Raw genomic sequence first — 16391 nt, 5'->3', positions numbered from 1 at the left:
CGTTCGCCGCGTCGTACCCCGCCGGGCTGTCGCTCCGGACAGCCGACGGCCCGGACGGCGTACCGCCCGGGCCGGTCACGGCATCAGCCGCGGTGTCGTCGTGGGTCAACGGAGTCAGTCCGCCGGCCGTACGACGATGCGACGGTTCGGCTCGACGCCCTCCGACTCGCTCGCCACGCCGGCCATGGCGTTGACCACGTCGTGGACGCACTTGCGCTCGAACGCGTTCATCGCCTCCAGGCGCACGGGCTCGCCGTACTCCTTCACCTTCTCGACTGCGTTCTTGGCAACGGCGGCGAGCTCCTTGCGACGGTTCGCCCGGTAGCCACCGACGTCGAGCAGCAGGCGGCTCGGCGTACCGGTCTGCCGGAAGACGGCGAGCCGGGTCAGCTCCTGGAGCGCATCCAGGGTGGCGCCACGCTGGCCGACCAGGTTCTGCAGCCGGGAGCCGACCACCTCGACGACGGGACGGCCGCTGGCCACCAACTCGTCGATGTCGCCGTCGTAGTCGAGGATGTCGAGCAGTCCCTCGACGTAGTCGGCCGCAATCTCGCTCTGCCGGAACAGGTCGCTCTCGCCCGCGCTCTTCTTCTCACGACCACCGGCCGGGGCCTCGGTGGCGTCGTCGGCCTCGGTGTCGTCGCCGTCCACCTCGATCGTCGCGGTCTCCTCCTCGTCCAGGGACTGGTCGGCGCGGGGGATGCTGGTCTCGGTCACGGTCTCATCTCCGTACTCGCTCGGCCGGACCGTCGGGTCCGCTGGTTTCCCGGGGCCGGCGGGAGGTCGCCGGTGCCCACGGGCACGTCTGTACGGGCAGTGTCGCCCGTGACCGCGCCGTGCGCGGCCGGTTCCGCCCGGCGCCGGCCATACGGCGGCTGCGCGGTGCGGGGCCCGGGCCGTCGCCGGTTGCCCGGCGACGGCCGCACGGCGGTCAGCCCTGCCGCTTGGCGGGGCGGCTCTTCTTCGGGTTGGCGGGCTTGGCACCCGGCTTCGGGCCGGCAACCTTCGGCGCGGCGGCCTTGACGGGCGCGGCCGGGGCGGCCTTGCCACGCCCGAAGAGCCCACCCGACTTGGCGGGCTGCACCGGATTGCGGCTGGCCGCGGGGGCGGTGGCCTTCTTCGCGGTCACCGGCGGCGGGAACTTCCGCAGCACCCACTGCTGCTGGCCGAGGGTGAAGAGGTTGTTCGTGACCCAGTAGATGATCACGCCGATCGGGAAGATCGCGCCCGAGATCAGCAGCGAGGCCGGGATGCCGTAGAGCATCAGGCGCTGGATCATCCGCTGCTGCGGGTCCTCGGCCCAGCCGGTCTTGAGGATCATCTGACGGCTGGTCAGATACGTGGTGGCGATCATCACCAGGACCAGGACACCAGCAATGATCTTCGTGGTGTTGCCGTTGGCGTTGAGCCGCGCCAGTTCGTCGGCGGTGGAGCCGAACTTGCCAGCGAGCGGGGCCGTGAAGAGCTTCGCGTGAGAGGCGCTATTGAACTGATCGACGGTCCAGCCGTAGATCGTCTTCTTGTCCTCGGGCTTGAACGGGTCGAGCCGCCGCAGCACGTGGAAGAGGCCGAGGAAGACAGGGATCTGGAGGAACATCGGAAGGCAGCCCATGAGCGGGTTGGCCTTTTCCTTCCGGTAGAGCTCCATCATCTCCTTCTGGAGCGTCTCCCGGTCACCCTTGTGCTTCTCCTGCAGCTCCTTGACCTTGGGCTGGAGCGCCTGCATCGCCCGCTGCGACTTGATCTGCTTGACGAAGACCGGGAACAGGATCACCCGGACGGTGACCACCAGGAAGATGATGGACAGGATCCAGGCGAAGTTCGTGCCGACCACCGCGCCGACCGGCACCCCGATGGCGTCCCACGCCGAGTGCCAGGTCAGCAGGATCCACGAAATCGCGTAGTAGATCCAGTCGAGACTCAGACTCAATTCGGGGCTCCAGTCACATCAGCACGACGGCGGCTGCCCGGCTCCGGAACCGGGTCATGTCCACCAGGGTGAAAGGGGTGGCAGCGCAGCAACCGGCGGACCGCCAGCACGACTCCCCGGAACGGGCCGTGCCGCACGAGCGCCTCCTGGGCGTACGCACTGCACGACGGGTAGAACCGGCAGCGTGCCGGCAGTGCCGGACTTATCCACCGACGGTACGCGATGATGGGCGCGATCAGCACCCGGGCACCTGTCGACGGCGGGCGTGTGGCGGTCGGATCGGCACTCACCGGGGCCGCCTCTCCCGTGGCGACCGGGCAACCGCGATGGCGGCGTCCAGGTCGGTGGTGAGCCGGGCGTACGACGCCTCGGCCGCGGCGGGCAGTGCTCGGACGACCAGGGTGCTGCCGTCGGGCAACGCGTCCAACCGTTCCCGGACCAGCGCCCGAAGTCGGCGCCGGACCTTGTTGCGGACCACCGCGTTGCCGACCGCCTTGGAGACGACGAAGCCGGCGCGGGCCGGAGCGGAGGGCTGCTCCGCGCCAGGCTCCCGCGCCGGCTCCGGCGAGGTCGTTGTGCTGTGGTCGGTGGCCGAAGGCATGGTCAGGTGGACCACGACGGCACCTCGGCCGACGCGTCGGCCACCGCGAACCGCTGCGGCGAAGTCAGTGCTGCGCCGCAGTCGCTGTGCGGCGGCCAGCACGACTGCCCACGTCCCCCGGACCAGCCCGGTCGGCTCAGGCCGACAGGGTGGTACGACCCTTGGCGCGGCGGCTCGAGAGGATGGCACGGCCGGCACGGGTGCGCATGCGCAGCCGGAAGCCGTGGGTCTTCGCGCGCCGGCGGTTGTTCGGCTGGTAGGTGCGCTTGCTCACGTCAGGCTCTCCGTTTTCGTACGCGCCCCGCGCGACGGGATCGCCGGGGTCGTGGGGTGGTCCAGGCCACCTCGACGATGGCCACCGTTCGGCGCTGCCCGGCGGAGCGGGACCGACGGTGCGGGGAAACGACCGCGGGCAGCAAGCACCCATCACCCTAGCAGAGGGCGAGAGAGCAGCCGCTCCAGCCTACGCAGGGGTGCAATGACCGTCAAACATCCACAGCGAGGAGGTCGGGACGCGCCCGGGACCGAAGGGGCGGTTTTCGCTGATGCCGACAAGGTCGCTGGGGCGTCGCCGGTTGATGGGGCAGGGACAACGCTGTTACCGTGCCCGATTGCGGTGAGCGTCGGATGCTCCGGTCGTCGCGCGCAGGCAAGACCGGACACGCTGGTGAATCGTTCGGCACGGTGAACCCGCTTCAACGGCCGTCCAGGCAGGGGCAGGTCCCGCGCCCGGGGGCGGCCACAATCGGTCGGTGCACAGGCTGTGGATAACCTGTGGACGAGCGCTGGTCAGTTGTCCGGGTGGGTGATGTTCCACCCGTGCACGCGGCGGGCCCGGGACGGGCGGCTGGCAGACAGCGGCGGCCGGGAGCAGAGGCGAGGGGGTGGCACGACGGTGGCCGGTACGACCGACCTTGCCGCGGTGTGGTTGGCGGCGACCGACGAGCTCGCCGACGAGATCATCTCCGCCCAGCAGCGCGCCTACCTCCGGTTGACCCGGCTGCGGGCGATCGTCGAGGACACCGCGCTGCTCTCGGTACCGGACGCGTTCACCCGGGACGTGATCGAGTCACGGCTGCGCCCGGCGATCACCGAGGCGCTGACCCGCCGACTCGGCCGGCCGATCCAGGTTGCCGTGACCGTACGCGTGGCGGAGGACGCCGCCGGCCGCCCGGCCGGCACCGTCTACCGCAGCACCCCGGAGCCTGGACCACTCGACGTCGACGAACCGCAGTCGGGCCCGCTCGGGAACGAGTACGCCGGACGGTCCGTGGCGAACGAGGGCATCGGTGACCAACTCGGGCCACGGCTGCCCGAGACCGCCGCCCCGCCGGCGCCGGCGGGTCCACCCCCCGCGCCGGTCGTCGACGCGCACCGGCCGGGGCTGATCCCGGCCAGCCGGGACGGGCAGGAGGCACTGTTCAGCACCGCCTTCGTCGAGCCGACGCGGTCGCCCCGACCGGCGCACGAGCGGCGCGGGTACGACGAGCAGGCGGCCCGACTCGATCCGCCCGGCCCCGACACCCGGCCGTACGAGCCCCGCTACCGCGAGGACGCCACGTCCCCCCGGGACCAGCACGTGATCCGTCCCCTGCCCCGCGACGGCGGAACGGACAGCGGCCCGGGTCGCAGCGGGATGGATCATCGTCCCGGCGGGCGTGACGAGCGCCGACTGCCTGGCGCCGACACCGGTGGCAACCGGTTGAACCCGAAGTACATGTTCGAGACGTTCGTCATCGGCTCGTCCAACCGGTTCGCCCACGCGGCGAGCGTGGCGGTGGCCGAGTCGCCGGCGAAGGCGTACAACCCGCTCTTCATCTACGGGCACTCCGGATTGGGCAAGACGCACCTGCTGCACGCGATCGGGCACTACGCCACGACGCTCGGCAACGCCCGCTCGGTCCGGTACGTCTCGACCGAGGAGTTCACCAACGACTTCATCAACTCGCTCCGGGACGACAAGACCAGCGCGTTCCAGCGGCGCTACCGCGACGTCGACATCCTGTTGATCGACGACATCCAGTTCCTGGAGAACCGCGAGCGTACGCAGGAGGAGTTCTTCCACACCTTCAACACTCTGCACAACGCCAACAAGCAGATCGTCATCACCTCCGACCGGTCGCCGCGTCAGCTCGCCACCCTGGAGGACCGGATGCGAACCCGGTTCGAGTGGGGACTGCTGGCCGACATCCAGCCACCGGATCTGGAGACGCGGATCGCGATCCTGCAGAAGAAGGCGGCACAGGAGCGGATGTACGCCCCGCCTGACGTGCTGGAGTTCATCGCCTCCCGGGTGTCGAACTCGATCCGGGAACTGGAGGGCGCGCTGATCCGGGTGACGGCGTTCGCCAGCCTGACCCGGTCGACTGTCGAGCTGTCCCTGGCCGAGGAGGTGCTCCGGGACTTCATGCCCGACGGCGCCGGGCCGGAGATCAACGCCGACCAGATCATGGCGTCCACCGCCGACTACTTCGGGGTGAGCCTGGAGGATCTGCGTGGCCAGTCCCGCTCGCGCGTCCTGGTCAACGCCCGCCAGGTCGCCATGTACCTGTGTCGTGAGCTGACCGAGTTGTCGTTGCCGAGGATCGGGCAGGCCTTCGGTGGCCGGGACCACACCACTGTGATGCACGCGGACCGCAAGATCCGCCAGCAGATGGCCGAGCGGCGCTCGCTCTACAACCAGATCGCCGAGCTGACCAACCGGATCAAGCAGAACACCTGAGGGGTACGACGCCGCACGACTCCCGGGACACGCCCGGCCGGATCTCCGGCCGGGCGTTCTTCTTGACGCCGCAACGCCGCGACCCGACTCCGGACGGTGCTCGCTTCGGCATCGGCGGCACCGATTTCGCCGCCCGACGAGGGCTTCGGCTTGACCCTCGACATGGTGTAGGCCACAGGATCGGTGCCGTGTCCACCTCGAAGCTCACTCGTTGTCCACAACTCGTTATCCACCGTCGGTGGATAACTACGGTCGGTCCCGCCTCAGTTACCCACAGGCTGTGGAGAAACCCTGTGTACGACGCTGTGGACGCCTGGGGACAACGCCGAAGTTATCCACCGATGATCGTCGAGGTGTGTACGAGCTGTTGAAGGTTCTGGGGACAACGCCAATGGTGATCTTCTCGGCTGTCCACAACCTTGGGGAGAAAGTCGGTGGATTACCGGTGGACAACCGGTGGACAACGGTGGACAACCGGCCCGCGCCGCCGGGTTGTGGACAGGTGACGCGGTTTCACACCCGGTTCTCCACAGCCAACCCACCGGTGGATAACCTGTCTGAGCTGCGCAGACCCGAGTTCTCCACAGTTTGCACAGGTGCGATGAAGACGATGGGTTATCTCTTCTAAGAGAACAAAAACCAATCATCACCGTTGGGCTTTCTGTGGATCGGGCCGAACGCTGCCGGACAGGCCGGTCAGCATCGACACGATCCATGGGGTCGGGCGCACAGCCGATGTCCCCGCGCCCTAAGGTGCGATGGACACCCGCACGGTCGGGCGGGACGGTAGGCAGCGGTCGGCATGAGAGAGTTGTCGCTGACGTCGACGCGGAGGCATTGATGAAGTTCCGAGTGGAGCGCGACGCGCTCGCCGAGGCCGTGGCGTGGACCGCGAAGAGCCTGCCCAACCGGCCGTCCGTACCGGTGCTCGCCGGGGTGATGCTCCGCGTCACCGACGGCAACCTGCGGGTCTCCGGTTTCGACTACGAGGTCTCCAGCCAGGTGACCGTCGAGGTGCAGGGTGACGCCGACGGCGCCGCGCTGGTCTCCGGCCGCCTGCTCGCCGAGATCACCAAGGCGCTGCCGGCCAAGCCGGTCGACATCGCCGCGGTCGGCGCCCACCTCGAGCTGGTCTGCGGCAGCGCGCGGTTCACGCTGCCCACCATGCCGGTGGAGGACTACCCCGCCCTGCCCGAGATGCCGCAGAGCGCCGGCACCGTCGACGCCGCGGCCTTCGCCACGGCGGTCGCCCAGGTGGCCATCGCCGCCGGCCGGGACGAGACACTGCCGATGATGACCGGCGTCCGCGTCGAGCTCTCCGGCAGCACGCTGTCGATGCTCGCCACCGACCGGTACCGGCTGGCGCTGCGCGAGATCCAGTGGCGACCCGACGACCCCGAGGTCAGCATCAACGCGCTGGTCCCGGCCCGCACCCTGAACGACACCGCCAAGGCTCTCGGTCCGCTGGGCGGCGAGGTCACCCTCGCCCTCGCCCAGGGCGCGGCGGGTGAGGGCATGGTCGGCCTCGCCGGTGGCACCCGTCGCACCACGAGCCGGTTGCTCGACGGCGCCAACTACCCGCCGGTGCGCTCGCTCTTCCCAGCCACCCACAACGCCGAGGCGCGGGTGTCGGTGAGCACGCTGATCGAGGTGGTCAAGCGGGTCGCCCTGGTGGCCGAGCGCACCACGCCGGTGCTGCTCAGCTTCAGCGCCGACGGCCTGGTGGTCGAGGCCGGCGGCTCCGAGGAGGCACGGGCGAGCGAGGCGATGGAGGCCACCTTCACCGGTGACGCGCTCACCATCGGCTTCAACCCCCAGTACCTCATCGACGGCCTGGCAAACCTGGGCGCGCAGACCGCCATGCTCTCGTTCGTCGACGCTTTCAAGCCGGCGGTGATCTCACCCGCTGGCGAGGATGGTGAGGTCATTCCGGGGTATCGGTACCTCATCATGCCGATCCGCGTCTCTCGCTGATCGGCCCAGCAACACCAGATCCACGGAGGTAGGAACAAATGCAGCTCGGCCTGGTAGGACTCGGCCGGATGGGCGGCAACATGCGCGAGCGGTTGCGGGCTGCCGGCCACGAAGTGGTCGGATTCGATCACAACCCGCAGCTGAGCGACGCGGCTAACCTCGCCGAGCTGGCACAGAAGCTCGAATCGCCGCGTGCCGTATGGGTCATGGTGCCCGCCGGCGTCACCGATGCCACGATCGACGAACTCGCCGAGGTGCTCGGGGACGGCGACATCATCATCGACGGCGGGAACTCCCGCTTCAGCGACGACGCTCCCCGTGCCGAGCGGCTGAACGCGCGCGGTATCGGCTACGTGGACGTCGGCGTCTCCGGAGGCGTCTGGGGCCGGCAGAACGGCTACGGCCTGATGGTCGGCGGCGCCCAGGAGCACGTCGACCGGCTCATGCCGATCTTCCAGGCGCTCAAGCCCGAGGGCGAGTTCGGCTTCGTGCACGCCGGCCCCGTGGGCGCCGGCCACTACTCCAAGATGGTGCACAACGGCATCGAGTACGGCCTCATGCACGCCTACGCCGAGGGCTACGAGCTGCTGACCGCCTCCGAGCTGGTGACCAACGTGCCCGGCGTGTTCAAGTCGTGGCGCGAGGGCACGGTCGTCCGCTCCTGGCTGCTCGACCTGCTGGACCGCGCTCTCGACGAGGACCCGGAGCTGGCCGACCTGAGCGGCTACACCGAGGACACCGGCGAGGGGCGCTGGACGGTCGACGAGGCGGTCCGGCTCGCCGTACCGCTGAACGTCATCACCGCCTCCCTGTTCGCCCGGTTCCAGTCGCGACAGGACGACTCGCCCGCCATGAAGGCCGTCTCCGCGCTGCGCCAGCAGTTCGGCGGCCACGCCGTCCACAAGCGCTGAGCGGTATCCACACCCTGTGTATGTCCGCCGGCTGGAACTTGTCGACTTCCGCTCGTACGAGCGGGTCGCCGTCGACCTCCAGCCGGGGGCGAACGTCCTGATCGGCGCCAACGGTGTCGGCAAGACCAACCTCGTCGAGGCGCTCGGTTACGTGGCGACCCTGGACTCGCACCGGGTCGCCACGGACGCGCCGCTGGTCCGGATGGGCGCCTCCTCGGCGGTGATCCGCTGCGCGGTCGTACACGACGGGCGCGAACTCCTGGTCGAGCTGGAGATCGTGCCGGGGCGGGCCAACCGCGCCCGACTGGGCCGATCGCCCGCGCGACGGGCGCGCGACGTGCTCGGGGCGCTGCGGCTGGTGCTGTTCGCCCCGGAGGACCTGGAACTGGTCCGGGGCGATCCGGCCGAGCGTCGCCGCTACCTCGACGACCTCCTGGTCAACCGGCAACCCCGCTACGCGGGCGTACGCGCCGACTACGACCGGGTGGTCAAACAGCGCAACGCCCTGCTGCGTACGGCGTACCTCGCCCGCAAGACCGGCGGCTCCCGCGGCGGCGACCTGGGCACCCTCGCGGTGTGGGACACCCATCTGGCCCAGCACGGCGCGGAGCTGCTCGCCGGCCGGCTGGAACTGGTCGCCGCGCTCACCCCGCACGTCGCCAAGGCGTACGACGCGGTGGCCGCCGGCCGGGGCGCGGCCGGCATCGCCTACCGGCCGACGGTCGAACTGGCCGAACCGACCACCGACCGGGCCACGCTCGCCGAGGCGCTGGCCGCCGCGCTCGCCGCCTCGCGGTCCGCCGAGATCGAACGGGGCACCACGCTCGTCGGGCCACACCGGGACGAGCTGGCCCTGTCGCTCGGCCCGCTGCCGGCCAAGGGGTACGCGAGTCACGGCGAAGCCTGGTCGTTCGCGCTCGCGCTGCGACTGGCCGGGTACGACCTGTTGCGCGCCGACGGCATCGAACCGGTCCTGGTGCTCGACGACGTCTTCGCCGAGTTGGACGCCGGTCGTCGGGAACGGCTGGCGGAACTGGTGGGCGGGGCGAGTCAACTGCTGGTCACCTGTGCCGTGGACGACGACGTTCCGGCCGCGTTGCGGGGCACCCGTTACCAGGTCGGCGAGGGGACGGTACGACATGTCGGATGAGCCAGAGACCCGGCCGGCGCGCGGCACGTCCACCGGCAGCGGCCGGCAGGCCGGGGATGCCGCCGGCGGGCGTACTCCACCTGCCGGGGCGACCGACGGGCAGCCGGAGGGGCCCAGCGGCCCGGAGTTGGCGCGGGCGGTGCTCGACGCCGCGCTGTCCCGCCGCCAGGCGGCGGCGCGCACCCGGCGTACCTCCGGCGGTGGCGCTGGCGCCGACGGCGCTGGCGGCTCGGGACGGCGGCTGCGTGGCTACTCGGGCCCGGGGCCTGACCCGCGCGACCCGCAGCCCCTGAGCGCGGTGCTGAACCGGCTGGTGAAGGCGCGGGGCTGGCAGCAGCCCGCGGCGGAGGCCACCGTGTTCGGCGCGTGGGAGCGGGTGGTCGGCGCGGAGGTCGCCCAGCACAGCCGGCCGGTCAAGCTGGAGAACGGCGAGTTGACCGTGGAGGCGCGCTCGACGGCCTGGGCCACCCAGTTGCGGCTGCTGGCCGGCTCGTTGCTCAAGCAGATCGCCCAGGAGGTCGGCCACAACGTGGTGCGCAAGCTGCACATCCACGGGCCGGCCGCGCCGTCCTGGCAGAAGGGTCCACGGCGGGTACGCGGGCGGGGACCGCGCGACACGTACGGCTGAGCCGGCCTGCTCAGCGCCGCCGCTGCGCCTCCCGGGCCGCACGCTTTCGCTCGCGCTGCTCCTGCGTGTAGCGCTTGCGCTCGGCCAGGTCACGTTTCCACGCCTCGCGGGCGGCCGTCGAACCGCCCTGCACCGCGCCCTGCACGCCGTCGGCCGGCCCGGCGAGGTGCCGGAAGGCCCAGCTCAGGAGTCGACCGCCCTCGCCGGGTGCTCTGGTGGTAGCGCCGTCCTCGCTCATCTGCCGCCCCTCCCACGTGCCGTCGCTCTAAGGTTGCCGCACCAATGGTTGGTGTACCAACGATCGGTACGATAGTTGCCGTGCGCGAGGAGAGCAACCGATGAGCGACCAACCGCAGGGCACCGATCCGCTGGCGCTGGAGCAGCAGGTCTGCTTCGCCCTGTCGGTTGCGGCCCGCAGCGTGGTGGCCGTCTACCGGCCCCTGTTGGAGCCGATGGGCCTGACCCACCCGCAGTACCTGGTGATGCTGGCGCTCTGGCAGCACGCCCCGCTGTCCGGCCGTGACCTCAGCCGCCTGTTGCAGCTCGACCCGGGCACCCTGTCACCCCTGCTCAAGCGGCTCGAAGCGGCCGGCTACCTGCGCCGGGAACGGGACGCCGCCGACGAGCGCAGCCTCGCCGTCACCCTCACCGCCAGCGGCATGGCCCTGCGCGCCCAGGCCGAGCGGATCCCGGCCGCGATCGTCCAGCGCCTCGGACTGCCCGTAGAGGACCTGCAACACCTGCACGCGGCGCTCACTCAGGTGATCGCCGCCGCCAACCGCCCCGCCGGCCCGGAGGTTCAGGCGTCGGCGTAGACGGCGAAGCCGCGCTCGGCGCACCGCCGGTAGAACGCCGCCAGCACGCCCAGCTCCGCACAGGTGAAGTTCCACTGCGGCGGATCACCGCTCTCGTCGCGCAACGCGTCGAGCCGGGTGTCCAGCCAGCGCAGCTGCTGCTCCGCCAGCCGACCGTCGCCGAGCAGCGACCGCAGCACCGTACTCACCGAGTCGAAGGTGACCGTCTCGCCGTACTCCCGGTGCCCGGCCACGAACCGTTCGATGCCACCGGCGATCCAGGCGCAGCCGTCCGGGTCGATCACCGGGTCCTCGTCCTCGGCCGCGGCGTCTGTGGCGTACAACACACCTTCGAGGCCGAGCAGGAGATCCACCAGCTCGGTGTACGCGGTCGCCCGGACGGTGCCGGTCTTCGCGATCAGCTCGGCCAGCGCCGCCGTCGGCGCGGAGATCCGTGGCAGGTCGACGATCTCGCCGAAGTCGACGAACTCGGCCGGCGCCACCGGATCGTAGAAGCGGCCGGTCCGCGGCCACTGCACCGCGACGTTGTCCAGCCCCATCTGTCACCTCTTAGAGAGCACGTGTCGGGTCGATCGGGTCGATCGTCCCGGTTCCGGCCGGTAAAGATCAAGGCCGCTTCCGGGGCGCCGCAAACGTACGGCACGGACGATCCGACCGCGACCCCCGACCCGCCCGAGCGCGGGTCAACCTGTCTGGGGGCGGCGCGTCCGAACAGGGCGTGGCGTGTGGGGGGAGTCGAGGGTAACGGGGTTCTGCCGGCTACGGACATCTCAGCCGCCTCGTTGAGGGTGCCGAGTGGTGGTTCTGTCCCCCGCGCACAGTAGGATTGACAGCGAGACGAAGACCCGGTGCGGGCGAGCGACGGGGCCGGTGGCCCCAAGTCATTCTCCACCCCGGGTCGAGCCGATCGCGATCCGCGGGCGACCGCGGCGACCGGCGCGTTCGACCCGCTGTCCGGAGATCTCCGGCACCGGTCCGCGCGCCGACGTCGCGTCATGTCCCGCCGAACCCGCGCCCGACGCGCCCCACCGGCGCCGACGACGCGAGAAAGTGGCCGAGGGTGGCAGCGCAGGACAAGCAGGAGTACGGCGCAGAGTCGATCACCGTTCTCGAGGGGCTGGAGGCGGTCCGCAAGCGGCCCGGTATGTACATCGGGTCCACCGGCGAGCGCGGTCTGCACCACCTCGTCTGGGAGGTCGTCGATAACGCGGTCGACGAGGCGATGGCCGGCTACTGCGACACCATCGACGTGGTGCTGCTCGCCGATGGTGGGGTCCAGGTCACCGACAACGGCCGTGGCTTCCCGGTCGACCTCCACCCGAAGCTCAAGAAGCCGGGCGTCGAGGTCGCACTGACCGTGCTGCACGCGGGTGGCAAGTTCGACGGCAAGGCGTACGCGGTCTCCGGCGGCCTGCACGGCGTCGGCGTCTCCGTGGTGAACGCGCTGTCGACGAAGATGGCAGTGGTGATCCACAAGTCCGGCTTCGTCTGGCGGCAGCAGTACACCAACTCCAAGCCATCCGCGCTGGAGAAGGGCGAGACCACCGACCGCACCGGCTCTGCGGTTTCCTTCTGGCCCGACGCGGACGTCTTCGAGACGATCGACTTCGACTTCCAGACCATCTACCGACGCCTGCAGGAGATGGCCTTCCTCAACCGGGGCATCACCATCCACCTGCTCGACGAGCGGGTCCCGGAGGACGAGGACGGCAAGACCCGCGAGGTCACCTTCCGCTACGACGGCGGTATCGCCGACTTCGTCCGACACCTCAACGCCTCCAAGAACCCGATGCACAAGACGGTGGTCGAGTTCGAGGCCGAGGAAGAGGGCATGTCCCTCGAGATCGCCATGCAGTGGAACGAGTCGTACGGCGAGTCGGTCTACACCTTCGCCAACAACATCAACACGCACGAGGGCGGCACCCACGAGGAGGGCTTCCGGTCCGCGCTGACCAGCGTGGTCAACCGGTACGGCACCGATAAGAAGCTGCTCAAGGGCGACGAGAAGCTCTCCGGCGAGGACATCCGAGAGGGCTTGGCCGCGATCATCTCGGTCAAGCTGACGAACCCGCAGTTCGAGGGCCAGACCAAGACCAAGCTGGGCAACACCCCGGTGAAGAGCTTCGTGCAGCGGGTCTGCAACGACCGGCTGGTCGACTGGTTCGACCGCAACCCGGCCGAGGCCAAGACGATCATTCAGAAGGCCTCCCAGGCCGCCCGCGCCCGGATCGCCGCGCAGCAGGCCCGCAAGCTGGCCCGACGCAAGTCGCTGCTGGAGTCCGGCTCGATGCCGGGCAAGCTGGCCGACTGCCAGTCCACCGACCCGCGCGAGTCCGAGGTCTTCATCGTCGAGGGCGACTCGGCCGGTGGTTCGGCCAAGCAGGGTCGCGACCCGCGCACCCAGGCGATCCTGCCGATCCGCGGCAAGATCCTCAACGTGGAGAAGGCGCGGATCGACCGGGTCCTCAAGAACAACGAGGTCCAGGCGCTGATCACCGCGCTCGGCACCGGCATCCACGACGACTTCGACATGGAGAAGCTGCGGTACCACAAGGTGGTGCTGATGGCCGACGCGGACGTCGACGGCCAGCACATCCAGACCCTGCTGCTCACCCTGCTGTTCCGCTTCATGCGTCCGCTGGTCGAGCTGGGGCACGTCTACCTGGCCGCCCCGCCGCTCTACAAGATCAAGTGGAACAAGAAGGGCGACGACGCTCAGTACGCCTACTCGGACCGGGAGCGGGACGGGCTCATCGCGCTGCGCCAGCAGAAGAAGCCGAACGCCAAGCCGGACGACATCCAGCGGTTCAAGGGCCTCGGCGAGATGAACTATCCCGAGCTGTGGGAGACCACGATGAACCCGGCGACCCGCACCCTGCGTCAGGTCACGCTCGACGACGCTGCAACCGCAGACGAGTTGTTCAGCGTCCTGATGGGTGAGGACGTCGAAGCCCGCCGGTCGTTCATCCAGCGCAACGCCAAGGATGTGCGGTTCCTGGACATCTGACGGACGTCGACGGGCCAGCCGGGCAGCACCTGGCTGGCCCGCCGGTCCACAGAGTTATCCACAGCTTGACGGCTATCCACAGCCGTTATCCACAGCACGAAAACGACTCTGAGTCTGATAAGGGTATACAGTGACCGATTCCCCCGAGTCCACACCGAACGAGCCCGAGGTCCCCACCGAGGCCATCGCCGCGGTGGTCGCGCACGACCGGATCGAACCGGTCGGGCTCGAGGTGGAGATGCAGCGCTCCTACCTCGACTACGCGATGAGCGTCATCGTCGGGCGCGCGCTGCCGGACGTCCGGGACGGGCTCAAGCCGGTCCACCGCAAGATCCTCTACGCCATGTTCGACTCCGGCTACCGGCCGGACCGCGGCTACGTGAAGTGCTCCCGCGTCGTCGGCGACGTGATGGGCCAGTTCCACCCGCACGGCGACTCGGCGATCTACGACGCGCTGGTCCGGATGGCGCAGCCGTGGTCGCTGCGCTACCCGCTGGTCGACGGCAACGGCAACTTCGGCTCGCCGGGTAACGATCCGGCTGCCGCCATGAGATATACCGAGTGCAAGCTCGACCCCCTCGCGATGGAGATGCTGCGGGACATCGACGAGGACACCGTCGACCTGCAGGACAACTACGACGGCCGGGCCAAGGAGCCCACCATCCTGCCGTCCCGGATCCCCAACCTGCTGGTGAACGGCTCCGAGGGCATCGCGGTCGGCATGGCCACCAAGATCCCGCCGCACAACCTGCGCGAGATCGGCGCGGCGGTGCAGTGGTGCCTGGAGCACCCGGAGGAGGACGAGGAGACCACCCTCGAGGCGCTGCTCGGCATCGTCAAGGGCCCGGACTTCCCGACCCACGGTCTGATCGTCGGCACGACGGCGATCCAGGACGCGTACCGCACGGGTCGTGGTTCGATCCGGATGCGGGCCGTGGTGGAGGTCGAGGAGGACAAGCGGGGTCGTCCCTGCCTGGTCGTCAGCGAGCTGCCCTACCAGGTGAACCCGGACAACCTCGCCGAGCGGATCGCCGAGCTGATCAAGGAGGGCAAGCTCGCGGGGATCGCCGACATCCGCGACGAGTCCTCCGGTCGTACCGGTATGCGGATCGTGCTGGTGCTCAAGCGCGACGCGGTCGCCAAGGTGGTGTTGAACAACCTCTACAAGCACACGCAGCTTCAGGAGACGTTCGGCGCCAACATGCTGGCGCTCGTCGACGGGGTGCCGCGCACGCTCAACCTGGCACAGTTCATCAGGTACTACGTCGAGCACCAGATCGACGTGATCCGTCGGCGGACCGCGTACCGGCTGCGCAAGGCCGAGGAGCGGGCACACATCCTGCGCGGCCTGGGCAAGGCGCTGGACGCCCTGGACGAGGTGATCGCCCTGATCCGGCGGTCGCCGACGGTGGACGACGCCCGGCAGGGCCTGATCCGGCTGCTGGAGATCGACGAGATCCAGGCGACCGCGATCCTGGACATGCAGCTGCGCCGGCTCGCCGCCCTGGAGCGGCAGCGGATCATCGACGACCTGGCGAAGCTTGAGATCGAGATCGCCGACCTCAAGGACATCCTCGCCAAGCCCGAGCGGCAGCGGAAGATCGTCTCAGAGGAGCTGGGCGAGATCGTCGCCAAGTGGGGCGACGACCGGCGTACGCAGATCATTCCGTTCGACGGCGAGGTCTCGATGGAGGACCTCATCGCCCGGGAGGACGTGGTCGTCACGATCACCCGGACGGGGTACGCCAAGCGGACGAAGGTCGACCTGTACCGCTCGCAGCGGCGGGGCGGCAAGGGCGTCAGTGGCGCCACGCTGCGGCAGGACGACATCGTCAGCCACTTCTTCGTATGCTCCACGCACGACTGGATCCTGTTCTTCACGAACAAGGGCCGGGTGTACCGGGCCAAGGCGTACGAGTTGCCGGAAGCCAGTAGGGTAGCCAAGGGCCAACACGTGGCCAATCTGCTCGCCTTCCAACCGGATGAGCAGATCGCGCAGATCATCGAAATCCCGGACTACCAGGTAGCCCCCTATCTGGTACTGGCCACGAAGAACGGCCTGGTGAAGAAGACGCGGCTCGAGGAGTTCGACTCCAACCGTTCCGGCGGCATCATCGCGATCAACCTGCGCGATGAGGACGAGCTGGTCGGTGCTGCTCTGGTGGCGCCGGAGAACGACCTGCTGCTGGTCTCGAAGAAGGCGCAGGCCATCCGGTTCAACGCCTCGGACGAGGCGCTGCGGCCGATGGGTCGGGCCACCTCGGGCGTGATCGGCATGCGCTTCACGGACGACGATGTCCTACTCGCCATGGAGGTCGTCCGGGACGGTCTGGACGTCCTGGTGGCCACGAACGGGGGATACGCGAAACGTACCCCGATCGAGGAATACCCGGTGCAGGGCCGGGGAGGTAAGGGCGTGCTGACTGCGAAGATCACCGAACGGCGCGGTGGTCTGGTCGGTGCGGTGGTGATCGACCCGGACGACGAGTTGTTCGCGATCACCAGCAACGGTGGTGTCATCCGGACTCCGGTGAAGCCTGTACGCCGTACGCGTGACCGGAACACAATGGGGGTCAAGCTGATGGACCTCCCGGACGGCGTGACTATCGTGGCGATTGCTCGCAATGCCGACGAGCCTGACGAACAGGACTAG

Annotated in this window: 16 protein-coding genes; 9 read left to right on the top strand and 7 right to left on the bottom strand. The window is 69.5% G+C overall.

Going from position 1 to position 16391, the window contains the following annotated elements:
• Positions 1-114 precede the first annotated feature (114 nt).
• From AB0J36_RS05120 to rpmH, 5 genes are all read right to left on the bottom strand, one after another.
• The gene (locus AB0J36_RS05120) at positions 115-717 is read right to left on the bottom strand and encodes a R3H domain-containing nucleic acid-binding protein (RefSeq protein WP_357131289.1); all 603 of its coding nucleotides are present in this window, start codon (positions 715-717) and stop codon (positions 115-117) included.
• Positions 718-931: 214 nt separating this feature from the next.
• Positions 932-1924, bottom strand: coding sequence for a membrane protein insertase YidC (gene yidC / locus AB0J36_RS05115; protein ID WP_357131790.1), 993 nt, complete (start codon positions 1922-1924; stop codon positions 932-934).
• A gap of 2 nt (positions 1925-1926) precedes the next feature.
• Positions 1927-2220 (bottom strand): membrane protein insertion efficiency factor YidD, encoded by a 294-nt coding sequence (gene yidD / locus AB0J36_RS05110; RefSeq protein WP_357131286.1) that lies wholly within the window; start codon positions 2218-2220, stop codon positions 1927-1929.
• A complete protein-coding gene (rnpA, locus tag AB0J36_RS05105; RefSeq protein ID WP_357131283.1) occupies positions 2217-2633 on the bottom strand; it encodes a ribonuclease P protein component in 417 nt (138 codons plus the stop codon). Before rnpA ends, yidD begins: the two co-directional genes overlap by 4 nt.
• 34 nt (positions 2634-2667) lie before the next feature.
• A complete protein-coding gene (gene rpmH, locus AB0J36_RS05100) occupies positions 2668-2805 on the bottom strand; it encodes a 50S ribosomal protein L34 (protein ID WP_007453904.1) in 138 nt (45 codons plus the stop codon).
• Positions 2806-3426: 621 nt separating this feature from the next.
• Between rpmH and dnaA the strand changes: the two genes are divergently transcribed.
• From dnaA to AB0J36_RS05070, 6 genes are all read left to right on the top strand, one after another.
• Positions 3427-5253: a chromosomal replication initiator protein DnaA gene (gene dnaA, locus AB0J36_RS05095; protein WP_357131280.1), complete on the top strand. Its 1827-nt coding sequence runs from the start codon at positions 3427-3429 to the stop codon at positions 5251-5253.
• Positions 5254-5608: 355 nt separating this feature from the next.
• On the top strand, positions 5609-5881 hold the full coding sequence (locus AB0J36_RS05090) for a hypothetical protein (RefSeq protein WP_363660121.1): 273 nt from the start codon (positions 5609-5611) through the stop codon (positions 5879-5881).
• A 212-nt stretch (positions 5882-6093) separates the two neighbouring features.
• Positions 6094-7227, top strand: a complete 1134-nt coding sequence (gene dnaN, locus AB0J36_RS05085; protein WP_357171746.1) for a DNA polymerase III subunit beta — start codon at positions 6094-6096, stop codon at positions 7225-7227.
• Positions 7228-7265: 38 nt separating this feature from the next.
• On the top strand, positions 7266-8138 hold the full coding sequence (gene gnd, locus AB0J36_RS05080; protein ID WP_357129275.1) for a phosphogluconate dehydrogenase (NAD(+)-dependent, decarboxylating): 873 nt from the start codon (positions 7266-7268) through the stop codon (positions 8136-8138).
• A 16-nt stretch (positions 8139-8154) separates the two neighbouring features.
• Positions 8155-9288, top strand: a complete 1134-nt coding sequence (gene recF, locus AB0J36_RS05075; protein WP_357171744.1) for a DNA replication/repair protein RecF — start codon at positions 8155-8157, stop codon at positions 9286-9288.
• Complete coding sequence (locus AB0J36_RS05070) at positions 9278-9916, top strand: DciA family protein (protein ID WP_357129281.1); 639 nt, start codon at positions 9278-9280, stop codon at positions 9914-9916. Before recF ends, AB0J36_RS05070 begins: the two co-directional genes overlap by 11 nt.
• 10 nt (positions 9917-9926) lie before the next feature.
• Here the strand turns inward: AB0J36_RS05070 and AB0J36_RS05065 are convergent, their stop codons facing one another.
• Positions 9927-10154: a hypothetical protein gene (locus AB0J36_RS05065; protein ID WP_357129284.1), complete on the bottom strand. Its 228-nt coding sequence runs from the start codon at positions 10152-10154 to the stop codon at positions 9927-9929.
• A 100-nt stretch (positions 10155-10254) separates the two neighbouring features.
• Between AB0J36_RS05065 and AB0J36_RS05060 the strand changes: the two genes are divergently transcribed.
• The gene (locus AB0J36_RS05060; RefSeq protein WP_357129287.1) at positions 10255-10731 is read left to right on the top strand and encodes a MarR family transcriptional regulator; all 477 of its coding nucleotides are present in this window, start codon (positions 10255-10257) and stop codon (positions 10729-10731) included.
• On the opposite strand, the gene AB0J36_RS05055 is transcribed toward AB0J36_RS05060, so the two are convergent.
• A complete protein-coding gene (locus AB0J36_RS05055) occupies positions 10716-11270 on the bottom strand; it encodes a hypothetical protein (RefSeq protein ID WP_357129290.1) in 555 nt (184 codons plus the stop codon). The genes AB0J36_RS05060 and AB0J36_RS05055 overlap by 16 nt on opposite strands.
• 521 nt (positions 11271-11791) lie before the next feature.
• Between AB0J36_RS05055 and gyrB the strand changes: the two genes are divergently transcribed.
• Positions 11792-13738 carry a DNA topoisomerase (ATP-hydrolyzing) subunit B gene (gene gyrB, locus AB0J36_RS05050; protein WP_357129293.1) on the top strand — a complete coding sequence of 649 codons (1947 nt, stop codon included), beginning with the start codon at positions 11792-11794 and terminating at the stop codon, positions 13736-13738.
• 130 nt (positions 13739-13868) lie between these two features.
• On the top strand, positions 13869-16391 hold the full coding sequence (gene gyrA / locus AB0J36_RS05045) for a DNA gyrase subunit A (RefSeq protein ID WP_357129297.1): 2523 nt from the start codon (positions 13869-13871) through the stop codon (positions 16389-16391).

This window comes from Micromonospora sp. NPDC049662 (genome assembly GCF_040675055.1).
Classification (GTDB): domain Bacteria; phylum Actinomycetota; class Actinomycetes; order Mycobacteriales; family Micromonosporaceae; genus Micromonospora.
The sequence above is the reverse complement of the archived record's forward strand: the minus strand, read 5'-3'. Positions and strand labels throughout refer to the sequence as shown.